The organism is Brevibacillus borstelensis, assembly GCF_037834415.1.
Lineage (GTDB): Bacteria > Bacillota > Bacilli > Brevibacillales > Brevibacillaceae > Brevibacillus > Brevibacillus borstelensis_A.
The window spans coordinates 29,658-48,446 of sequence record NZ_JAUMSJ010000034.1 but is presented as its reverse complement, the minus strand read 5'-3'; the positions used below and the strand labels follow the sequence as shown (position 1 = coordinate 48,446).

The window sequence follows — 18,789 nt, the reverse complement described above, 5'->3', positions numbered from 1 at the left end:
AGCCAGGCTATTGCTTCCCCTCGCTTGGTTGTTTCTTCCAAAGCATCACGCTGTACAAGCACGCCAACACCGAAAAAACCGCCATCACCTGATAAAGCGCCGCTCCGCCCCATTGCTGAAAGACCCAGCCGCCGCCAAACGATCCGACGATGCCGGAAATGCCGAAGAAAATAACGGCAAGCACCGTCTGGCCTGTCGCCTTCCACTCCTCCGGAATAATCCGGTACAAGTATTGAATGCTAGCGGTGTAAAAGATCACAAATGTGACCCCCTGCATAAGCTGGAGATAAACGACTAGCAGAGGGTCTGAGACGGCCGCGCAGAGGAAGTACCGGATGGCGTAGATGGCCGACGCCAGAGTGATCATCTTGATTTCATTGCCGTTTCGCAGCAGGCGCGGACTCAGCGCAAAGAAAGCGACCTCGCTGATCGCCGCCACAAACCAGGCCAGGCCCACCATGCCTGTATTTCCGCCAAGGCTCTGTACGTACACGCCGAGAAAGCTGTCATTCGTACGGTGAGGAATCGCTGCCAAGAGGACCAGGAGAAAGAAACGCAGTGTCGCCGGATAGGTGAGAAACCGGCGCAGATCCCCCACAGAAAGGCGCTTGCCGCTGACAGGCGCATCTGGAACGGCGAGACACAAAAGGTAGGCAAGCCCTCCATACGCGGCATATACCCAAAAAAGGTTCTCCATACCGATCCTGTCCACGGTAAAGCCAATGATCAGCGAGGCAGACGCATACCCGATCGCACCGAAGGTTCTTACTGATCCAAAGTGGATGCCGTGCTGTTCTGCTACGCGGTAATTCAAGCTCTCCGTCAGCGGGTCGGTCGGCAGCATGAAGAAATACATCGCTCCCACCAATAGAAACAGCAGCCACAGCTGTGAAGATTGGAGCAAGATGATTCCAACGACGAGAGACAATCCCAGCGTTGCGAGAATTACCTTTTTTATCGTCTTGCGCCTGTCGCTGACCATGCCCCAGAATGGTTGGGACAAAATTCCGATAAATGAGCCCATGCCGATCAACGTGCCGATTTGCGAGGGAATTACCCCGCGGAATGCGAGATATACCGGCAGAAACGATATAAATACGGACAACAGCGAAAAGTAGAAAAAATTATAGGCCCGCAAAGCTTGAATCGCGATCATATGCTTGTTTCACTCACTCTCCGGTAAAAGCTCCCCGCCAGGGACAGGGATGCACACCATACATACCACGATTTTCCTGGATCGGTCAATTCTCAAACCGGGTAGGAACTGCCGCCCATTGTGTTTGCAACCGTTGCAACTGAAGACACAACAGCCCCGTCCTCGTTTCAGTCGAGGCGGGGCTGTTGATCGTTTCCTTTCCTGTCACTTGGCAAGCACTTCGCTCATAAGCTGCGCAAGCTGGCGCGCCTGCTCGCGCCTCTCGTACGGCTTGACCCGTTCGGCGAACTTCTCTCCCCGGTCATCCGCATCTGCCTCTCCCTGCTCTTTCCATTCCTGATACAGCTTGAGGTAGGCCTGCTTCATCGCATCCTTGTCCTCCGGGTCGGCCACCTGGCCCAAGCGGAAAGACTCGATGATCCCCGTAGCTTCACCGGCTTTGTTCAAAGCCAGGATGGGCTTGCCGATCCCCATGTATTCATACAGCTTGCCCGGGATGTACGCACCGGCATCAGGCGAGACGTCACCGATCAGCAACAGCGCATCCGCGCCTTTCATGAGTCCCAGCGCCTCTTTATGCGGCAGATTTCCGAGCACCCGGACAATATCGCCGAGACCCAGGGCTTCCACGCAAGCGCTGTTTTCCGAATAGCCCGGATAATCAAATACACCGGCAAAACTGAGCAATAGGTCTTTTCGGTCAACCAGCCCTTCTTCAATCAGCTCATGGATCGCTTTCAGCAAAAGACGGGGGTTTCGCTTTTGGTACAGAATCCCTGCGTAAACGGCGTGAAATTTACCCGGTACGGCATGCCGGGGGACCAGTCCCTCGAAATCGGCCTGGTCAAAGCCGTTATAGATCAGCTCCATCCGCCGTATACGATCGCCATGCTTCGCGCGGAAGTTTTTGGCAAACGTAGCTGTCACCGTAGTAACGGCATCTGCCTTGCCCATGACCTCTTCTTCCATCCGCTCTTCCAGGCGCTCTCTCCAGGCGATTCCCGACGTGTGCATATTTTGTGTCCACGGGTCGCGGAAATCGGCAATCCACTTGCATCCGAACTCCTGTGTCAGCTTCGCCGCGATCAGATGATTGGTCACCGGACCGGACGTCGAGAAGATCACATCGATTTTTTCCCGGCGCATAATCTCTCGCCCCAGCTTGACTGCTTGCGGAAGCCACAATATCTGGTCGTCGGGTATCAAGAGGTACGGTTTTACATGCTTCAATGTTTGGACAACCCGCTGCTTGATTCGGCTCTTCAGGCTGCTTCGAATCGCTGCCGGCTCCGAGCTTGTCCCAGCCGTTTTTGACGCGTTTGCCTGCTGGTTCGCAGATGCTCCGCCTCTTCGCGAAAAGATCTGCCATTCCTTGGCTCGATGTACCTTTACATCATCCGGGAGCTGGCTCAGCAGGGACGGGTCCAATGTCGCATGATAGACGGGATCGACTGTCAGTACATGAACATTCCAGCCAAATTCCCCGAGGTATTTTGCCATCTTTAAAGGTCGCGGCACCCCTCCGCCGCCAATCGGCGGAAAATAGTAGCATATGAGCAGCACGCTGTGAGTTTTCATCAGCTAACCTTCCTTGTATCGTCTTTTTTTCCCTTCATCAAGATACCACAAGTCCTGTGTTATTGCGAATAAACCAGTCATCTGCTATAGTGAGAATGGTTTTGTTTTTATTGAACGATCGAGAAATTTCCTGTTGTTGATTCGAGAGAGCTTCGATTGGGAAGCTTTTTTTTACGAAGGTTCGGGTGGAGTTGTCATGAATAAACTGCGAGTCCTCCATGTTATCGGCGGAGGAGAGTTTGGCGGAGCGGAACAGCATATCCTCAATCTATTGTCTTCTCTTCCGGCTGACGAGGTGGAGACGACAGTCGTCTGTTTTTACGATTCCCTGTTTGCCAGCAAGTTGCGAAAAGCCGGTGTCCCTGTGATCGCCCTGGATCGTTTCGGGCGTTTTGACGTGCGGCTTCTGCAGGCGCTCCGAGAAGTATTTCGCTCTTTTCAGCCACATCTCATACACACACATGGCGTAAAAGCCAACTTCTTTTCCAGATTGGCCTCCTGGGGAAGCGGGGCGACGCTGCTGACAACTGTACACAGCTCGCTTCGCTACGACTACGCCCATCCTCTGGCCTATGCTCTCGTATCCTTGATGGAACGCGGGACCCGCCGATGGAACCGGCACTACATAGCCATCAGCGAGGCGATCGCGGAGATTTTGCGCAAGGGCGGCGTTCCGCGGGAGCAAATCAGCGTCATCTACAACGGAACGGACCTTTCTCCATACAGGCAGACGCAGCTTCGCGAGTCAGACCGGACTTCCCGTCGAGCAGAGTGGAAGATTCCGCCCGATGCCTTTTTGTTTGGAACGGTAGCGAGATTTGTGCCGGTCAAAGGTCTCCCGCTTCTGGTCGATGCGTTTGCCCAGCTGGCGAAAGAGGTAAGGGAAGGTCCGATGCCTTATCTGGTCCTGGTCGGAGACGGTCCGGAGCGCGTCGTTCTGGAGGCGAAAGTGCGGGAGCATGGTCTGGAAGATCGGGTCCGCTTCGCCGGGTTCCGCCAGGATATTCCGGCGTGTCTGCATGCATGCGACGTCTTTGTCCATTCTTCCCTGTACGAAGGATTGGGGTACACAATTATCGAAGCGATGGCTTCCGAGATTCCCGTCGTGGCCAGCCATGTCGGCGGAGTCAAAGAATTCGTGACACATAATCAAACCGGTCTTGCCGTATCGCCCGGGGATGTTGCGGGATTAGCCGAGGCGATGAAAGCCATTCTGGAATCGCCGGATCTGCGCGAGCGCCTCGTCCGCAACTCCCTGGCTTTGGTGGAGCAGACCTTTACCATTCAGATTATGGCTGAGCAAACACTGGCACTGTACCGCCGCCTGCTTTTATAGGCTTTGGCTTTGAAACAGCGGCATCATGTCTGAGCCATGCACCTGCCTAAACGAGGATCAAAAAAGCACGGCGTCGGCTTCTGCTGGCCCCGTGCTTTTGCGTTTGTATTTGCTAGGTTTTTTCCATTTTTCTGTTGCCTGCGTCGAAACAATCTGTTTTGATTAAGAAGGAATGATTCAGAATTGCTAGAAAGGACGGCGAATGGCTATGAAACTGTTTCTTTCCGTAGACATGGAAGGAATCTCTGGCATTGTCGACACATCTTATATTAATCCGGACTCCGGCATGAACTATGCGCGAGGCCGTCGGTTCATGACCGAAGACGCCAATGCGGTCATCGAAGCGGCATTGGAATGGGGAGCTACCGAAATCGTTGTAGCGGACAGCCACAACACCATGAATAACATCCTCTGGGAGTCGCTTCATCCCGAAGCGAAGCTGCTGGCCGGCTCCCCGCGCGATTACTCCATGATGCAAGGCTTGGACCAGAGCTTTGACGCCGCCTTTTTCATCGGCTATCACACACGCCAAGGGGTCCCGGGTGTACTCAGCCACACGATGTCCGGGGTTGTTCGCAACATGTACATCAACGGACAAGTCGTCGGGGAATTTGGCTTCAACGCCGTCTATGCCGGTATGTATGGCGTTCCAGTCTGCCTTGTTTCCGGCGACAACCTGATTGCAGAGGAAGCCAGACAGCTCATCCCGGAAATCAGTACCGCGATCGTGAAAACGGCAGTCTCCCGCACTTCCGCCCTCTGTCTCTCCCGCGACGAGGCCTCGGCGGAATTAAAACGCCAGACCAAGCGTGCGCTTTCCCGCTTGCCGCAAGTAAAGCCAGTGGAATTCGCCCAACCCCTGGAGCTCGCGATTGAATTTTCGCATGCCGGACAGGCGGAAATGGCGGCCATTGTGCCAGGTACCCGCTACGATACGGAAAAAGGGATTGTTTCCTACACGCCGCAAGATCAGCATGACCTCTACAAGACGATGCGGGCCATGATCAACCTCGCGTCCGGGGCGGAATTTTTCTGATCGCTTCGAGTTTTTGATCACCTTCGATATGACGAGAAAAGGCTCCTGTCGGCTGGAAACCGACGGAGCCTTTTCTTGTATGGCATATCTGAACCTTTATTCACATTAAATCCGAACGACAGTCACCTGCTCGTCAAGTGTGCGAGGAATGCGATTTTTCGTGTCAAACAGAACAGGCGATTCGCTCATCAAGCCGACTACTTTTTCCCAGTCCAGCTCTGCGAATTCCTTCTGGATAGCGGTCAGCATGATGGCGTCTGCTCCGCGAACGGCTTCTTCCACCGTATTCGCCTTGTGGTCGTAACGGTTCGGTACAGCCGGGTCGTAGGAGCGAACCTCGACTCCTTTTGCCTGCAATGCAGCGATCAGGTCATGGACGGGACTTATCCGATCGTCGTTGGAAAAGTCCTTCATCGCAAGTCCAAACACAGTGACGCGGCTTCCCGCCAGCGTCTTGCCTTTCGTCTGCAAAGCCTTCTCCAGCATATCCACCATGACGCCGGGCACACCGTCGTTTGTCGTGCGAGCCAACTGCAAAATCGGCAGCGGAACACCCAGTTCCCTTGCCTTTGGCTGCAGGTAGTACAGCGCATTGGGCAAGCAGAATCCGCCTACACCCGGCCCCGGGGTCAGCAGGTTCACGCGCTTGTGCGTATTGGCGATGCGAATCAGCTCAAATGTGTCAATTCCAAATGATTCGGCAAAGCGGGCAAATTCCTGAACCATCGCGATATTTACGTCACGCTGAATATTTTCAATTACCTTTGCGGTTTCAACCACGCGAATATCAGAGATCGTGATCTCCGTTTCGCTGATAAAAGAAAGCAACTCTTTTCCTTTTTCCGCGCTTTCCTGATCGATTCCGCCGAGCACGAGCGGCATGTGAATGAACTCCTCGAAAGCTCGTCCTTCGGCAATGCGCTCGGAGCAATACGTCAAATAAAAATCCGTCCCCGCCCGAAGCCCGCTCACTTCTTCCAGGATCGGTTTGAGCACTTCTTCTGTCGTACCGGGAACGACAGTGCTGCGGACCATCACCATATCGCCCTTTTTCAACACTTTCCCAAGCGTTTCGGCACAGCTTTTCAGCGGCCCCAAGTCAGGATCGCCATTGAAAACCGGCAAGGGGACCGTAACGATATAATTCGATACCTCGGCCGCTGCCTCATCATAGGAAGTGGTTGCGCGAAAGCGTCCGGCGGCGATTTGCTCCCGCAGAATTTCCGCCAACGTCTTGCCTTGGTAGGATTCCAAATGATGAGATTGCCCTTTGTTGATTTCTTCCACGACATGCGGCATGATATCCACACCGACGACATGGGCCCCTTTCAGGGCGTACGTGAGCGCAAGCGGCAGTCCGATAAACCCTAATCCGAGAACAGCAACGCGTACTGGCTGAGTCATTGAGTATCTCCTCTTTCACTTTGTCTGGTTATAGGTCAAGCAGTGCATTTGCTACGACAGATAGTAGACCCCTGCCGCAATAAACACTACACATAGTACGATGAGGGCCTTGTACAGCGTTTCCAAAGCAACGCCTCCCCTTGCTATAACTCGTTACCTTCTGCCAATGACTAATTATACTCCCCATCGGCGAATGGTTCAACGGGAAACGCCCTGGCCGCCAGTGGGCAACCAGACCGTCAGCGGGCCCGTGACATACACCTGGCAGCTGAGCCTCATCCCGGCTGCCCAATCTGCTCCCAATCGATACCGTTCTGTCTCGGACGGTTCGTTGGCCGAACCAGGGGGCGCTTCGATCCGCAGTCGGCAGGTGGCGCACTTGCCCGTCGTACAGGCAAAATCGACCGGAAGCTTTGCCCGCACCATGGCCAACAGCAAATTTCCCCCTGCCCCCACTAACAGCTGGCTGTGATCCTCGCCGCGAACGACGGTAACCGTCACTCTCCCCGATTGATCCATCCTTCCCGCCTCCCGTTATCTCGTCAGACTGGCACCGATAACAAAGGAAAACCCGACAGACAATACCATCGAAATAAAACCGATTGCCCGGTTGTCATTGCCGATCTCTTCATCCACGTTGAAGCTGGGGGTCATGAATTCAAAGATAAAATAGCTGCCCAGCAAGAGAAAGAAGCCAAAGGTTCCCCAGATCAGCCCTTGCCCGATGGAGTCATGATGCTGAATCGAAAAGCTGAAAATATTGGCGATCCCGAACATCTTTCCGCCGGTAGCCATGGCGACAGCCAGATTTCCCCGTTTTAGTTCCTGCCAAACCTGATAACGGGTTACAAGCTCGAACACGGAGAGAAATACGATCATCGCCAGCCCGGTAACTGTAAAGTAGGCAAACGTCCCGAAATACTGATTGTGTAACAACTGTTCCATCCAGAACCTCCCTGCGCGAAAGAAAAATCAGGGTAAATCAAGGCGGGGTGCCGATTGTAAACCCGTCGCTCGCTTATCTCAGCTCGACGATGGTTGCCCCGACGCCCCCCTCGCCCTGGCCGCCAAGGCGAAATGACTTCACATTGCGGTGCAGGCGCAAATACTCGTGTACGCCTTTGCGCAGCATCCCGGTGCCGTGTCCATGGATGATTGATACGGAGTGGAAACCGGCCAGAAGCGCTTCGTCCAGAAACTGGTCGATTTCCCGAATCCCGTCCTCCACGTTGTATCCCCGCAGGTCCAGATCCAGCTTGGCGGTACCCCTGCTCCGTTTTACAGCGGTGTACTCTACGGTTTGCTGAGGGGTTTTGATGGAACTGAGCACGTTCATGTCGTCCCGCTTGACTTTCATTTTCATGATGCCGATCTGGACCAAAAACTCGTCGCCCCCAACCTTTTCCAGCACCGTTCCCTTTTGCCCAAAGCTCGTTACCATCACTTCGTCGCCGACTTTGATCTGTGTGGCCCTCACGGCTTTTGCCGGCTTTTTCACCTTTTCCTTCTCCAGCTCCATCACGGCGTTGCCCAGCCGTTTTTTCGCCTCGATCAGACGGTGCTCTTTAATCTCCACGCCTTCTTTCATCATACTCCGCAGCTCGCGGATGACCGCTTCGGCCTCCTCTTTTGCCAGCTGTACGGCGATACGCGCTTCTTCCTCCGCTTCTTCCATACGCTTGTTCTTCTCTTCGGCAAAGCGAGCCCGTTCTTCTTCCAGCTGCTGACGCAGCTGTTCTGCTTCGCGCCGCAATTCTTCGGCAGTCTCCCTTTCGGCCTCCGCCGTTTTGCGGTTTCGCTCCAGAGAGGCGATCATGCTCTCGACCTGATTGTCCTCTTCGCTGATGGAGCCTTTGGCAATTTCGATAATCTCCTCCGGCAAGCCGAGCCGCTTCGCAATCGCAAAGGCGTTCGACCGTCCGGGGACGCCGATGAGCAGTCTGTAGGTGGGTCTGAGCGTCTCCACATCAAACTCTACGCTTGCATTGATCACGCCCGCTCTGTCATAGGCATACGCCTTCAGTTCGCTGTAGTGGGTGGTGGCGATCAGCCGGGCTCCGCGTTTGATGACGTGATCGATGATCGCCATCGCCAGTGCAGCACCCTCGGTCGGGTCCGTCCCTGCGCCAAGCTCGTCAAACAAGACAAGGCTCCGCTCATCCATCGAAGCGAGGATGTGGATGATATTCTTCATGTGGCTGGAGAAGGTCGAGAGACTCTGCTCGATTGACTGTTCGTCGCCAATATCGGCAAACACAGAGGAGAATACGGTAACCTCGCTACCTTCATCCGCGGGAATGTGCAGCCCAGCCATCGCCATGATCGACAACAGACCAACTGTCTTGAGCGACACGGTTTTCCCGCCCGTATTCGGCCCGGTGACCACAATGGCGCTGTACGCGCCTCCCAGCTCCATATCAACCGGTACGACGGCGTGCTGGGGTATCAAAGGATGGCGCGCCTTTTTCAAGCGCAGGTAGCCGCGCTCGTTGAGCTTTGGACATACAGCTTTCATCGCTTTTGCCAGCTGTGCTTTGGCAAACATAAAGTCGAGCTCGGCCAAGGCATCTATATTTTCCTTCAGCTCCTCCACAGACTGCGCGACGAGCTCGGTGAGCGTGTAGAGAATTCGCTCTACCTCTCTCTCTTCGCGCAAGCGCAGCTCTCGAAGCTTGTTGTTCATCGTCACGACCGCTTCCGGCTCGATGAACAAAGTGGCACCCGAAGCGGATTGATCGTGCACAATTCCGCCGAATACATGGCGATACTCCTGTTTGACCGGGATGACGAATCGGTCGCCGCGAATCGTTACGATATTTTCCATCAACATTTTTTGGTAGGAGCTTGATCTCGTCATCTGGTCCAGCTTTTCCCTGACGCGCGCCTCCAATTGGCGAATTTCCTGCCGAACCTGGCGAAGCTCCTGGCTTGCACTGTCCACCACAGCGCCGTCTTCGTCTATGCAGCGCCGGATTTCCGTCTCCATGTCGCGGAGACCTTCAATCCGTTCTGCCTGGAATTGCAGCATGGGAAGCGGTTCATTTTCGCACAGATCGAGCAGGAAGTGGCGCAAACGCCGTCCCGCGCCGACTGTCCCCGCGATGTCCAACAATTCCATTGGAGCGAGCATGGCGTTCAAGCGTGCCCGTTGAATCGGTCCGCGAATGTCGCGAATGCCCCCGAGCGGCACACTCCCCTTCAAGCGAAGCGCAGTTGCCGCCTCGCTCGTCGCCTGCTGAGCCGATTGGACTTCTTCGATCCGCAGGAACGGCAACAGCTCCTCGGCTTTTTCTTTTCCGTATAAGGACGTCGCCTTTTCCTTTAGAAGCGCGACGATCTTTTCGTATTCCAAGGTTTTTAAAACCCGCTGTTCCACAAGTGGTGCCTCCTTTTTCACTTGGAAAAAACCAATTATTCGTATTATATCACGGAGCTTGCGGCAAGAATAAATTAACGCTATTTCCACGGCATAGTTCTCTTCGCAATCAGCCAAAATGAGAAGGAATCAACATCTGCAAAGGAGGATCACACGTATGACGATATTACGCCACGTTATCCGTTTTGTGGTTGCTGCTGTCGTACTGATGTTCGTCGGGTTCCTGGTGCCCGGTTTTTCTGTTAACAGCTTCTGGACCGCTCTCATTGCGGCAGTGGTCATCGCACTGCTGGGATGGGTGGTCGAGGCATTCTTTGGTGATCGCATCTCTCCATACAACCGCGGGATTGTTGGTTTTCTTGTAAGCGCTGTTGTGATCTATCTGACCCAGTTCGTCGTTTCCGGCTTTTACGTGACCGTTCTCGGGGCTCTGCTCGCCTCGCTCGTGATCGGGATCATTGACCTGTTTATTCCGATCAAGACGCATATGGATTTGCGCAACGGCGATGCCGGAAACCGACAAACCTGAGTGCGTATAGTTGAAGAGCCAACCATCGGGTTGGCTCTTTTCTTCCGATTTATGAAGATGCTGTTTGTCTATGGATCATACCTGCAAGATAACCGGCTCCAAAGCCGTTGTCGATATTGACGACAGCTACGCCGTTTGCACAGGAATTCAGCATGGACAAAAGGGCTGCCATACCGCCGAAATTAGCTCCGTAGCCGACGCTGGTGGGAACGGCGATGACCGGTTTGTCAACGAGTCCCGCCAACACGCTTGCCAAAGCCCCTTCCATGCCAGCGATGCAGACGATTACAGCCGCCTCGCGAATCTCTTCCAGCCGTTGAAACAGACGGTGAATCCCGGCCACCCCGACATCAGCGATCACCCTTGCCTCGCTGCCGAAGCAGCGCACTGTCCAGGCTGCCTCCTGTGCCACAGGCCAATCAGAGGTACCCGCCGCTACAATCGCCACATAGCCGTCACGGACAGGCTGCAATGGACTTTTGGCGCTGATCAGCAGCCTGCCTTCCCTAACGTGCTGAACGTCGGGCCATTTTTTTTGCACCGCATCTGCTTGTTCAGCGCTTACGCGGGTAGCCAGAACCAATTCCTGATGCTCTCTCAATCGGGCAAATATTCCAACCAGTTGTTCGGTGCTTTTGCCAGCTGCATACACGACCTCCGGGAAGCCGGTCCGCTTTTTTCGATCAAGGTCGAGGGTTGCATAATCGAGTCGACTGCTTCCTTGCACGAGCTCCAACGCACGGTCCACATCGATTGTGCCTGCTTTCAGTTCCAGGAGAATTTTTTTCAGGTCATCCATGCGTCTGTTTCACTTCCGCTTGCAACACGGCATTCATGCTGCCTGTCTTGTATCCGAAAAGGTCGAGGGTTACGTACTGAAAGCCGATTTCCCGCAGCTGCCGATCAATGCTTTCTCTGTATTCAAGCAAGCGACCGAACTCGTCCGGGCTGATCTCGATTCTGGCAATCGTCTCGTGATGGCGAACCCGCACCTGATGAAAGCCGAGACTCATCAAAAAGCCCTCTGCCCGGTCGATCTGGTCGATTTTTTCCAGTGTAATCTGCGAACCGTATGGAACCCGCGACGACAAGCAAGCGAAAGACGGTTTGTTCCAGGTGGAAAGCCCCATCTGCTTTGACAGCTGCCGTATCTCATCCTTGTAAAAGCCGGCTTCCTGCAGGGGGCTGCGCACACCACGTTGAACGGCCGCGACTCTGCCGGGACGATAATCGCCTAGATCATCCATATTGGCCCCGTCGCAGATTGCTGCTTTCCATTCATTTTTTTCAGCCAGCTGACCCAAATGCTCATACAGCCCATCCTTGCAGTAGAAACAGCGATTTACCGGATTCGCCACAAAGTTAGGGTTTTCCATTTCCCGGATCTCAGTCGTTACAAATCTGGCTTTCAGCTGCTTTGCCAATTGCTTGGCAGCTTCAAATTCGCGTGTCGGGAACGTCTCCGAAGCTGCTGTGACGGCAATCGCGGTATCTCCCAATTCCTCAACGGCGCGGGCAAGCAAAAACGTACTGTCCACTCCGCCCGAAAAAGCGACCAGGACACTGCCCATTTCGCGAAGAATCCTACCCAGCTTTTCGTTCTTTTCTGACAGAGACAGCTGCTGCGCAGCTTCAATCAACGCTTCCTTGCTCATTTGTCGGGCTCCTTTCCATTCTGTGATCGCCATGGCTGCGACATATAGGGAAAAGAGAGGCAAAAAGCCCCTCTTTTCTCACCCTTATGATGGATCGTTCGCATCTTCCTGAAGCATCTTCAACAGCGCTTCGTACTCAGTTCGCAACCGGAAGTATTCGTCAGCGATGTTCACTGCGGTAAGTACGGCAATTTTGGCCGTGTCCAGGCGATGGTTGCCTTTTCCGATCTCATTCATTTTATCGTTCACGAATCCAGCCACCATGCGCATATGGTTCACACTTGCCTTTCCACTGAGCCGATACTGCTGACCATATATATCTACCGTCAACCGATTCTTGCCATCACCTTGCACGAAGGCTTCCTCCTCCAAAACAGCTCTGAGACTTCCGTACCATTGTATCTCAGATTAGGTTACTGAAAATGTCAGGTTTCGTCAAGCTATCCTTACATCCGCAGTTCGGCGCCAGCCTCTGTCCGCAATGCTTCGATGACAGCCTGTGTCACTTGCTGGACCTCTTCGTCCTGCAACGTTCTGTCGGGATGACGGAAAACGAGGGAGAAAGCCATGCTTTTCTTATCGGCTGCGATACGCTCGCCTGTGTATACGTCAAACAGCGTCAACGATTCCAGCAAATCACCAGCCGCTCTGCGAATGACGGATTCCAGCGCATAGGCAGGCAAATCGCGATCGACAACCAGCGCCAAATCGCGGGTAACAGCGGGATATTTCGGAAGCTGGCTGTAATGGCCCACGGGTGCAGCCGCTCGCGTCAGCTCTTCCACATCGAACTGGAATACGTAGGTTTCAGCAAGATCATGCGCTTTTTCTGTCGCAGGATGGACCTGCCCAAAGTATCCCAGGCGACGGTCAGCTGCCCATGCCTCTGCCGTGCGGCCCGGGTGCATCCCGGCCAGATTTGCTTGCGCACGGTATTCTACTCCCGTGATTCCCAGACTGGAGAACAGCGATTCCACCAAGCCTTTCAGCAGGTAAAAATCAACCGCTTGCGTCTGCCCCATCCAGTTTGTCGCGAGCCATTGGCCAGTGAGTGCCCCGGCCAGGTAAAGCCGCTCTTCAGGCAGCTGTGCCAGCTTTTCCTCCGAGCTCAGAAACACGCGTCCCAGCTCAAAAATGGAGACATTGTGATTCTGTCTGTTTTTATTGTAGGAGACGGTCTCCAAAAGACTCGGGATCAGGCTGATGCGAAGCACACTGTGCTCTTCGCTCATCGGCATCGCCAGCGGGATCGGCTTGGCGGCCACCGCATGCAGTCCGGCGACCTCTTCTGCCTTATCCGGATGGACGAGCGCATACGAGATCGCTTCATTCAAGCCTGCTCCAATCAGGTGGCGACGGATTGTCCGGCGAATTTTTTGCTCGTGCGTCAGCTGGCCTTGCGTGGTTACGCCTTCCGGAAGGCTGGTCGGGATGTTGTCATACCCGTACAAACGAGCCACTTCCTCCACCAGATCCTCCGGCAGCGCGATGTCTCCCCGTCTGGTCGGAACGGTAACGACCCATTCGTCGCCGTTTTGTTCATACAGGAACTGAAGGCGGTCAAAAATCGGTGTGACATCCGCTGCAGAAAGAGCGGTTCCCAGGTGCTGGTTGATTTTGCTCAACGTAATCGTGACGACTGCGGCCTTCGGCTCGCGGACCGTCGCTGTCGCCACGCCCTTGGAAACCGTTGCGCCGGAAAGCTGCTGGATGAGGTACGCCGCGCGCTCTCCTGCCTCCTGCACGCGTGCTTGGTCGACGCCCTTCTCCCAGCGCACACAGCCTTCTGTCCGCATTCCCAGCTTGCGCGACGTGCGGCGGACGGTCTGCGGCGTGAACCAGGCGGCTTCCAGAATAATTTCCTTTGTTTCCGCCGTGATTTCGGAGTTGGCTCCGCCCATGACGCCTGCGATAGCCAGTCCTTTTTCCCGATCCGCGATCAACAGCGTTTGACCATCCAGCTCGCGTTCCTGATCGTCAAGCGTCACCAGCTTTTCTCCCTCGTTCGCGAGACGGACAACGATGGAGCGGTCTTTCACCATCGCCGCGTCAAAGGCGTGCAGCGGCTGTCCGTATTCCAGCATGACGTAGTTGGTGACATCCACGACGTTGTTGATCGGGCGAACGCCCGCCGCCATCAGGCGGTTTTTCATCCATTGCGGAGAGCTTTTGATCACGGCGTTGGTAAAATGGCGCCCTGCGTAGCGATAGCACTCTTCCGCCGCCTCGATCTCTACCGTTACCGGATTGTCTTCGCCGTTCTCGACGATAGCAATCTCCGGGAGAATTACTTCGCGTCCGAGAATAGCGGCGACTTCATAGGCTACCCCCAGCATGCTCAGACAGTCGGAGCGGTTCGGCGTCAAGCCGAGCTCGAGCACGTAATCGTCCATCCCCAGATAGGAGACGGCGTCCATGCCCACTTCCGCGTCTTCAGGCAGGACCATGATGCCTTCCTGCTGGTCTTTTGCGAGCAGCTTGTCATTTAGGCCCAATTCCTTTGCCGAGCAGATCATTCCCTGCGATTCTACGCCGCGCAGCTTGGAGCGCTTGATATGCAGTCCTCCGGGCAATTTCGCCCCGATCAGAGCGACAGGAACCTTTTGTCCCTGGGCCACGTTCGGCGCTCCGCAAACGATCTGCAAATCCTCGCCTTGGCCTGCGTCTACGATGCACACGTTTAACCGGTCAGCATCGGGATGCTTGCTCTTTTCCTTCACATAGCCGACCACGACCTGGGAAACTCCCGCATTGCACGGCTCGACCGCATCCACTTCGATTCCGCTGCTCGTCAATTTCTCCGCCAGCTCGTAAGGCGTGATGTCGTGCAGATCGACGTATTCCGATAACCACTGATATGATACCTTCATGTCTCTTTCGACTCTCCTTTCTAGGATCGGTTGAATTGACTCAAGAAACGCACATCATTTGTATAGAAATGGCGAATGTCTTCGACGCCGTATTTCAGCATGGCAATCCGCTCTACGCCCATTCCAAAGGCAAAGCCGCTGACTTCCTTCGGATCGTACCCGGCCATTTCGAGGACGCGCGGGTGTACCATTCCGGAACCGAGAATTTCGATCCAGCCGGTTTGTTTGCAAACCCGGCAGCCTGCTCCGCCGCACTTGAAGCACTGCAGGTCGACCTCCGCACTCGGCTCGGTGAACGGGAAGAAACTGGGGCGCAGACGGACCTGCTGACTCGGACCGAACATCTGGCGGGCAAAGGTGAGCAGCGTCCCTTTCAGATCGCTCATCCTGATCCCCTTGTCGACCACGAGTCCCTCGATCTGCGTAAATTGATGCGAGTGTGTCGCATCATCGTCATCGCGGCGGTACACTGTGCCCGGACAAATGATTTTGACGGGTGTTTTGCCTTCTTTTTTCAGCATCGTGCGGGCCTGTACGGGAGACGTATGGGTCCGCATCAAAATCTCTTCCGTCACGTAAAACGAGTCCTGCATGTCGCGGGCAGGGTGGTCCTTGGGCAGATTGAGCATTTCAAAGTTGAAGTGATCCAGCTCAACCTCCGGCCCTTCGGCGATGTCAAAGCCGAGCCCAATGAAAATGTCTTCAATCTCCTCGATGATGCGGGAGAGCGGGTGCATGGTTCCTGCCGGGATCGGGCGTCCTGGCAGCGTGACGTCCACCGACTGGGAGGCGAGCTTGGCTGCGAGCTGTGCCTCCTCCAGCGCTGCCTGTTTGCCGGCGAAGGCTTCCTCCAATGCACTGCGTACCTCATTAACCAATTGCCCCATAACCGGACGTTCTTCAGGACTCAGGCCGCCCATGCCCCTGAGAAGCTCTGTCAGCTCCCCCTTTTTGCCAAGATACTTTACGCGCAGCTCTTGCAGCTGGGCCGCATCCGCGACCTGGCTGATCTGGGCCAGGGCAGACTGCTTCATTTCCTGTAATCGCGTTTGCACGTCATATCGCTCCTTTTTGCATGTACTGGTAAAAAAAGAAAGACCCGCCCCAAAAAGGGACGAGTCATTACTCGCGGTACCACCCTTGTTAAACAGAGCCATCCAACGCGGAGAACACTCCTGTTCCCCAGACATCCGTACGACTTCTGCTTCACTCGCTCATGATAACGGGTTGCCCCGGCCACCCCTACTTTGTACCAACAATACGGTTCAGAGTCCAGCTCCAGAGTGAATTCGGCAGCTATAGCATGGGATGCTTTCAGTCGGCGGCATCTCCTCCCTGACAAACTATAGGTCCTGCGTACTAGTCTCTGTCATCGCTTTGCGTTATAATGCAGTTGTAGGAAGATTATAGCGCAACCTGAGATAACTTTCAATTCTACAAATGTTGCAAGATTGTTTACACAAATCCTACGAAATACCCTCTTTTGGAAGGGGACTTCAGACATGATCGAACAGGTTTCCGCTCTCTACGACAAGAATGTTGCCTGCCTCTATTGCCAAACCGCCTTTTCATCGAAACGAGTCCGCAGCGGCTCTCTTTCCATGCTGAAGCGGGACAGTGACTTTTGCACGTACTTCACGGAACAATCGCTGAACCCGATTCTCTATACGGTCAATGTTTGCCCGTCCTGCGGTCTTGCCTTTACCGACCAGTTCAGCTGTCTGACGCCTTCGCAAAAGAAACTGGTTGGCGAGCTGATTGCCGCGAAATGGACCCCCAAGGAGTTCGGCGGAATCCGCAGCCTGGAAGCGGCGCTGGCAGCTTACAAGCTGGCGATTTACGCCGCAGAGCTGACCGACCAGGTGCATTCCGTCAAAGCCGGCCTTTATTTGCGATTGGCCTGGCTCTATCGATTCAAGGAAAACCATGCGGAAGAAAAGCGTTTCCTCCTCCTCGCCGTAAGCGAATACGAGCAGTCTTTCATCCATTCGGATTACACCCAGGGCGACAAGGAAATGTCGGAGGTTCGCATTCTGTACCTGATCGGAGAATTAAAGCGCCGCGTCGAGCAGTATGACGAAGCAATCCGCTATTTCTCGCGAGCGCTGGAATACAGAAACCGCACCATTGAAACAGGTATTCTCAGCATGGCTCAAGACCAATGGGCGCAAACTCGCGAAGACAGCAAGGCAAAGCAGCAAAAGCAGGCGGCGAAGATCAGTTGACCGCCTGCCGGATTCTTTTCCGCTGCGCCTCGTACACCAGTATGCCGGCTGCGACAGCCGCATTGAGCGATTCGGCTCGGCCGTACAAAGGAATATGTACATAGCTGTCAGCCAGCAATGCCACCTGCTCCGAGACCCCTCGCCCTTCATTCCCGATCACGATCACTGTTTTTCCGCGATAATCAGCCTCGTCGTACGCGAGGCTGTTTTCTTTGAGCGAGGAGACCAGCACTCTTGCTCCCTGCTTTTGAAGAGCTTGAATCGTCTCGGAAAGGGAAGCGTGAAAAACAGGAAGCCGGAACAGGGCCCCCATCGTTGCCCTCACGACCTTTCCGTTATACGGATCGACGCTTCCCTCTCCCAAAACAACCGCGTCCACTCCTGCGGCTTCAGCAGTCCGCAGGATCGTGCCGAGATTCCCCGGGTCCTGGATTACATCGAGGGCGAGCAGCAGGTAATCCCGTGAAGAAGCCTGTTCCATCCATTGTGCCCCGTTTGCCAGATCGATTTTTACCTCTGCGACAATTCCCTGGGGAGATTTTGTCTCCGTCAGCTTGCCGAGGACTGCGGCCGACACCGCGACCACCTGTACGTCCGGCCCCCGCTGGTCTATCGCCCGCAAACAAGCCGGATCGATTTCCCGGCTTTCGTCGTAGAGTACGGTAGCTACCTGAGCCCTGCTGTTTAACGCTTCTTCCACGAGGTGGGCGCCCTCCACCAAAAAACGCTTCTGCTCCTCGCGGCCCTTGCGGTTCAACAGCTGGTGCAGCCGCTTGACGAGCGGATTTTGTACGGACGCAATCACTTCATGGCGCATTAGTCCTGCTCCTCAAATGTTTTTAGGTGCTTATTGTTGCCGATCACGACGAGGACATCGCCAAACTGGATCACCTCATCCGGACTCGGAGCAATATTGAATTTGTCGCCGCTTTTGATCGCGATGACGTTTACTTCATAGCGGGCCCGAATATCGAGCTGGCGCAACGTTTTCCCCACCATTTTTGAGGACACCACGACCTCGGCCACGCTGTAGTCTTCTGCAAGCTCGATGAAATCAAGTACGTTGGCCGAGATCAGGTTGTGGGCGACACGTACCCCCATATCCCGCTCAGGGAAGACGACGCGGTCCGCCCCTACCTTGTAGAGCACCTGTCCGTGCCGTTCATTTTGCGCCTTGGCCACGATCTTTTTGACGCCCATTTCCTTGAGAATCAGCACTGTCAAAATGCTGGCCTGAATATCGGCTCCAATCGAGACGACGACGACATCGAAATTGCGGATCCCGATTTCCCGAAGCGCCCTCTCGTCTGTAGAATCGGCTGCGACCGCATGAGTCACATACTGAATGTTTTCATTGATGCGCTCTTCATCCTCGTCGATCCCCATTACTTCGTATTCCATTTCATATAACGTTCGGGCCACGCTGGACCCAAACCTGCCCATGCCAATGATAGCGAACTGCTTGGACATTCCTTCCACTCCTTCTTTATTCCTGTCTGCTGTTGGGGTAACCATGCCCATCATTCGCAGAAAACATCCTCGGATAGTTGAATACCAAGCATTATAACACAAGGATTTACCCTGCTACAAAGCAGGTATGAGCTTACTTTCAAAGACGAATACT

17 protein-coding genes and 1 other annotated feature are annotated in these 18,789 nt (G+C 54.5%); of the genes, 4 read left to right on the top strand and 13 right to left on the bottom strand.

What is annotated here, in order from left to right; translation table 11 throughout:
• Positions 1-7: 7 nt before the first annotated feature.
• Complete coding sequence (locus Q3F21_RS21235; protein WP_340257529.1) at positions 8-1,156, bottom strand: MFS transporter; 1,149 nt, start codon at positions 1,154-1,156, stop codon at positions 8-10.
• Positions 1,157-1,360: 204 nt separating this feature from the next.
• Positions 1,361-2,734 (bottom strand): glycosyltransferase family 4 protein, encoded by a 1,374-nt coding sequence (locus Q3F21_RS21230; RefSeq protein ID WP_340257527.1) that lies wholly within the window; start codon positions 2,732-2,734, stop codon positions 1,361-1,363.
• A gap of 196 nt (positions 2,735-2,930) precedes the next feature.
• Between Q3F21_RS21230 and Q3F21_RS21225 the strand changes: the two genes are divergently transcribed.
• Together Q3F21_RS21225 and Q3F21_RS21220 are read left to right on the top strand one after the other, a co-directional pair.
• Positions 2,931-4,070: a glycosyltransferase gene (locus Q3F21_RS21225; RefSeq protein ID WP_340257525.1), complete on the top strand. Its 1,140-nt coding sequence runs from the start codon at positions 2,931-2,933 to the stop codon at positions 4,068-4,070.
• A 208-nt stretch (positions 4,071-4,278) separates the two neighbouring features.
• On the top strand, positions 4,279-5,106 hold the full coding sequence (locus tag Q3F21_RS21220) for a M55 family metallopeptidase (RefSeq protein ID WP_340257523.1): 828 nt from the start codon (positions 4,279-4,281) through the stop codon (positions 5,104-5,106).
• A 105-nt stretch (positions 5,107-5,211) separates the two neighbouring features.
• Here the strand turns inward: Q3F21_RS21220 and Q3F21_RS21215 are convergent, their stop codons facing one another.
• From Q3F21_RS21215 to Q3F21_RS21200, 4 genes are all read right to left on the bottom strand, one after another.
• On the bottom strand, positions 5,212-6,510 hold the full coding sequence (locus Q3F21_RS21215) for a nucleotide sugar dehydrogenase (protein ID WP_340257521.1): 1,299 nt from the start codon (positions 6,508-6,510) through the stop codon (positions 5,212-5,214).
• Between the two features lie 198 nt (positions 6,511-6,708).
• A complete protein-coding gene (locus tag Q3F21_RS21210; RefSeq protein WP_340257519.1) occupies positions 6,709-7,029 on the bottom strand; it encodes a 2Fe-2S iron-sulfur cluster-binding protein in 321 nt (106 codons plus the stop codon).
• A 15-nt stretch (positions 7,030-7,044) separates the two neighbouring features.
• Positions 7,045-7,455 (bottom strand): DUF350 domain-containing protein, encoded by a 411-nt coding sequence (locus tag Q3F21_RS21205; protein ID WP_340257517.1) that lies wholly within the window; start codon positions 7,453-7,455, stop codon positions 7,045-7,047.
• 73 nt (positions 7,456-7,528) lie between these two features.
• Positions 7,529-9,886, bottom strand: a complete 2,358-nt coding sequence (locus Q3F21_RS21200) for an endonuclease MutS2 (protein WP_340257514.1) — start codon at positions 9,884-9,886, stop codon at positions 7,529-7,531.
• Positions 9,887-10,043: 157 nt separating this feature from the next.
• Here Q3F21_RS21200 and Q3F21_RS21195 point away from each other — a divergent pair, with 157 nt between their 5' ends.
• Positions 10,044-10,415, top strand: a complete 372-nt coding sequence (locus tag Q3F21_RS21195; protein WP_340257512.1) for a phage holin family protein — start codon at positions 10,044-10,046, stop codon at positions 10,413-10,415.
• 49 nt (positions 10,416-10,464) lie between these two features.
• Here Q3F21_RS21195 and larB read toward each other — a convergent pair whose 3' ends face one another.
• The 5 genes from larB to pheS form a co-directional block, all read right to left on the bottom strand.
• A complete protein-coding gene (larB, locus tag Q3F21_RS21190) occupies positions 10,465-11,214 on the bottom strand; it encodes a nickel pincer cofactor biosynthesis protein LarB (protein ID WP_340257510.1) in 750 nt (249 codons plus the stop codon).
• Complete coding sequence (gene larE / locus Q3F21_RS21185) at positions 11,207-12,070, bottom strand: ATP-dependent sacrificial sulfur transferase LarE (protein ID WP_340257508.1); 864 nt, start codon at positions 12,068-12,070, stop codon at positions 11,207-11,209. Before larE ends, larB begins: the two co-directional genes overlap by 8 nt.
• 84 nt (positions 12,071-12,154) lie before the next feature.
• On the bottom strand, positions 12,155-12,424 hold the full coding sequence (gene zapA / locus Q3F21_RS21180) for a cell division protein ZapA (RefSeq protein ID WP_340257505.1): 270 nt from the start codon (positions 12,422-12,424) through the stop codon (positions 12,155-12,157).
• Between the two features lie 92 nt (positions 12,425-12,516).
• On the bottom strand, positions 12,517-14,940 hold the full coding sequence (gene pheT, locus Q3F21_RS21175) for a phenylalanine--tRNA ligase subunit beta (protein WP_340257503.1): 2,424 nt from the start codon (positions 14,938-14,940) through the stop codon (positions 12,517-12,519).
• A 20-nt stretch (positions 14,941-14,960) separates the two neighbouring features.
• On the bottom strand, positions 14,961-15,995 hold the full coding sequence (gene pheS / locus Q3F21_RS21170) for a phenylalanine--tRNA ligase subunit alpha (RefSeq protein WP_340257501.1): 1,035 nt from the start codon (positions 15,993-15,995) through the stop codon (positions 14,961-14,963).
• A 52-nt stretch (positions 15,996-16,047) separates the two neighbouring features.
• Positions 16,048-16,322: a binding site (T-box leader), on the bottom strand.
• Between the two features lie 120 nt (positions 16,323-16,442).
• Between pheS and Q3F21_RS21165 the strand changes: the two genes are divergently transcribed.
• Complete coding sequence (locus tag Q3F21_RS21165; RefSeq protein WP_340257499.1) at positions 16,443-17,165, top strand: DUF2225 domain-containing protein; 723 nt, start codon at positions 16,443-16,445, stop codon at positions 17,163-17,165.
• On the opposite strand, the gene rlmB is transcribed toward Q3F21_RS21165, so the two are convergent.
• Together rlmB and Q3F21_RS21155 are read right to left on the bottom strand one after the other, a co-directional pair.
• Entirely contained in the window at positions 17,158-17,982 is an 825-nt protein-coding gene (rlmB, locus tag Q3F21_RS21160) for a 23S rRNA (guanosine(2251)-2'-O)-methyltransferase RlmB (RefSeq protein WP_340257497.1), read from the bottom strand. The genes Q3F21_RS21165 and rlmB overlap by 8 nt on opposite strands.
• Complete coding sequence (locus tag Q3F21_RS21155; RefSeq protein ID WP_003387794.1) at positions 17,982-18,635, bottom strand: potassium channel family protein; 654 nt, start codon at positions 18,633-18,635, stop codon at positions 17,982-17,984. The genes rlmB and Q3F21_RS21155 overlap by 1 nt, the downstream gene beginning before the upstream one ends.
• Positions 18,636-18,789: the final 154 nt, after the last annotated feature.

Bases quoted from the DNA above. Each gene is read 5' to 3' on its own strand.
- Q3F21_RS21235 (WP_340257529.1), bottom strand. From the start codon at position 1,156: ATGATCGCGATTCAAGCTTTGCGGGCCTATAATTTTTTCTACTTTTCG.
- Q3F21_RS21230 (WP_340257527.1), bottom strand. From the start codon at position 2,734: ATGAAAACTCACAGCGTGCTGCTCATATGCTACTATTTTCCGCCGATT.
- Q3F21_RS21225 (WP_340257525.1), top strand. From the start codon at position 2,931: ATGAATAAACTGCGAGTCCTCCATGTTATCGGCGGAGGAGAGTTTGGC.
- Q3F21_RS21220 (WP_340257523.1), top strand. From the start codon at position 4,279: ATGAAACTGTTTCTTTCCGTAGACATGGAAGGAATCTCTGGCATTGTC.
- Q3F21_RS21215 (WP_340257521.1), bottom strand. From the start codon at position 6,510: ATGACTCAGCCAGTACGCGTTGCTGTTCTCGGATTAGGGTTTATCGGA.
- Q3F21_RS21210 (WP_340257519.1), bottom strand. From the start codon at position 7,029: ATGGATCAATCGGGGAGAGTGACGGTTACCGTCGTTCGCGGCGAGGAT.
- Q3F21_RS21205 (WP_340257517.1), bottom strand. From the start codon at position 7,455: ATGGAACAGTTGTTACACAATCAGTATTTCGGGACGTTTGCCTACTTT.
- Q3F21_RS21195 (WP_340257512.1), top strand. From the start codon at position 10,044: ATGACGATATTACGCCACGTTATCCGTTTTGTGGTTGCTGCTGTCGTA.
- larB (WP_340257510.1), bottom strand. From the start codon at position 11,214: ATGGATGACCTGAAAAAAATTCTCCTGGAACTGAAAGCAGGCACAATC.
- larE (WP_340257508.1), bottom strand. From the start codon at position 12,070: ATGAGCAAGGAAGCGTTGATTGAAGCTGCGCAGCAGCTGTCTCTGTCA.
- pheT (WP_340257503.1), bottom strand. From the start codon at position 14,940: ATGAAGGTATCATATCAGTGGTTATCGGAATACGTCGATCTGCACGAC.
- Q3F21_RS21165 (WP_340257499.1), top strand. From the start codon at position 16,443: ATGATCGAACAGGTTTCCGCTCTCTACGACAAGAATGTTGCCTGCCTC.
- rlmB (WP_340257497.1), bottom strand. From the start codon at position 17,982: ATGCGCCATGAAGTGATTGCGTCCGTACAAAATCCGCTCGTCAAGCGG.
- Q3F21_RS21155 (WP_003387794.1), bottom strand. From the start codon at position 18,635: ATGTCCAAGCAGTTCGCTATCATTGGCATGGGCAGGTTTGGGTCCAGC.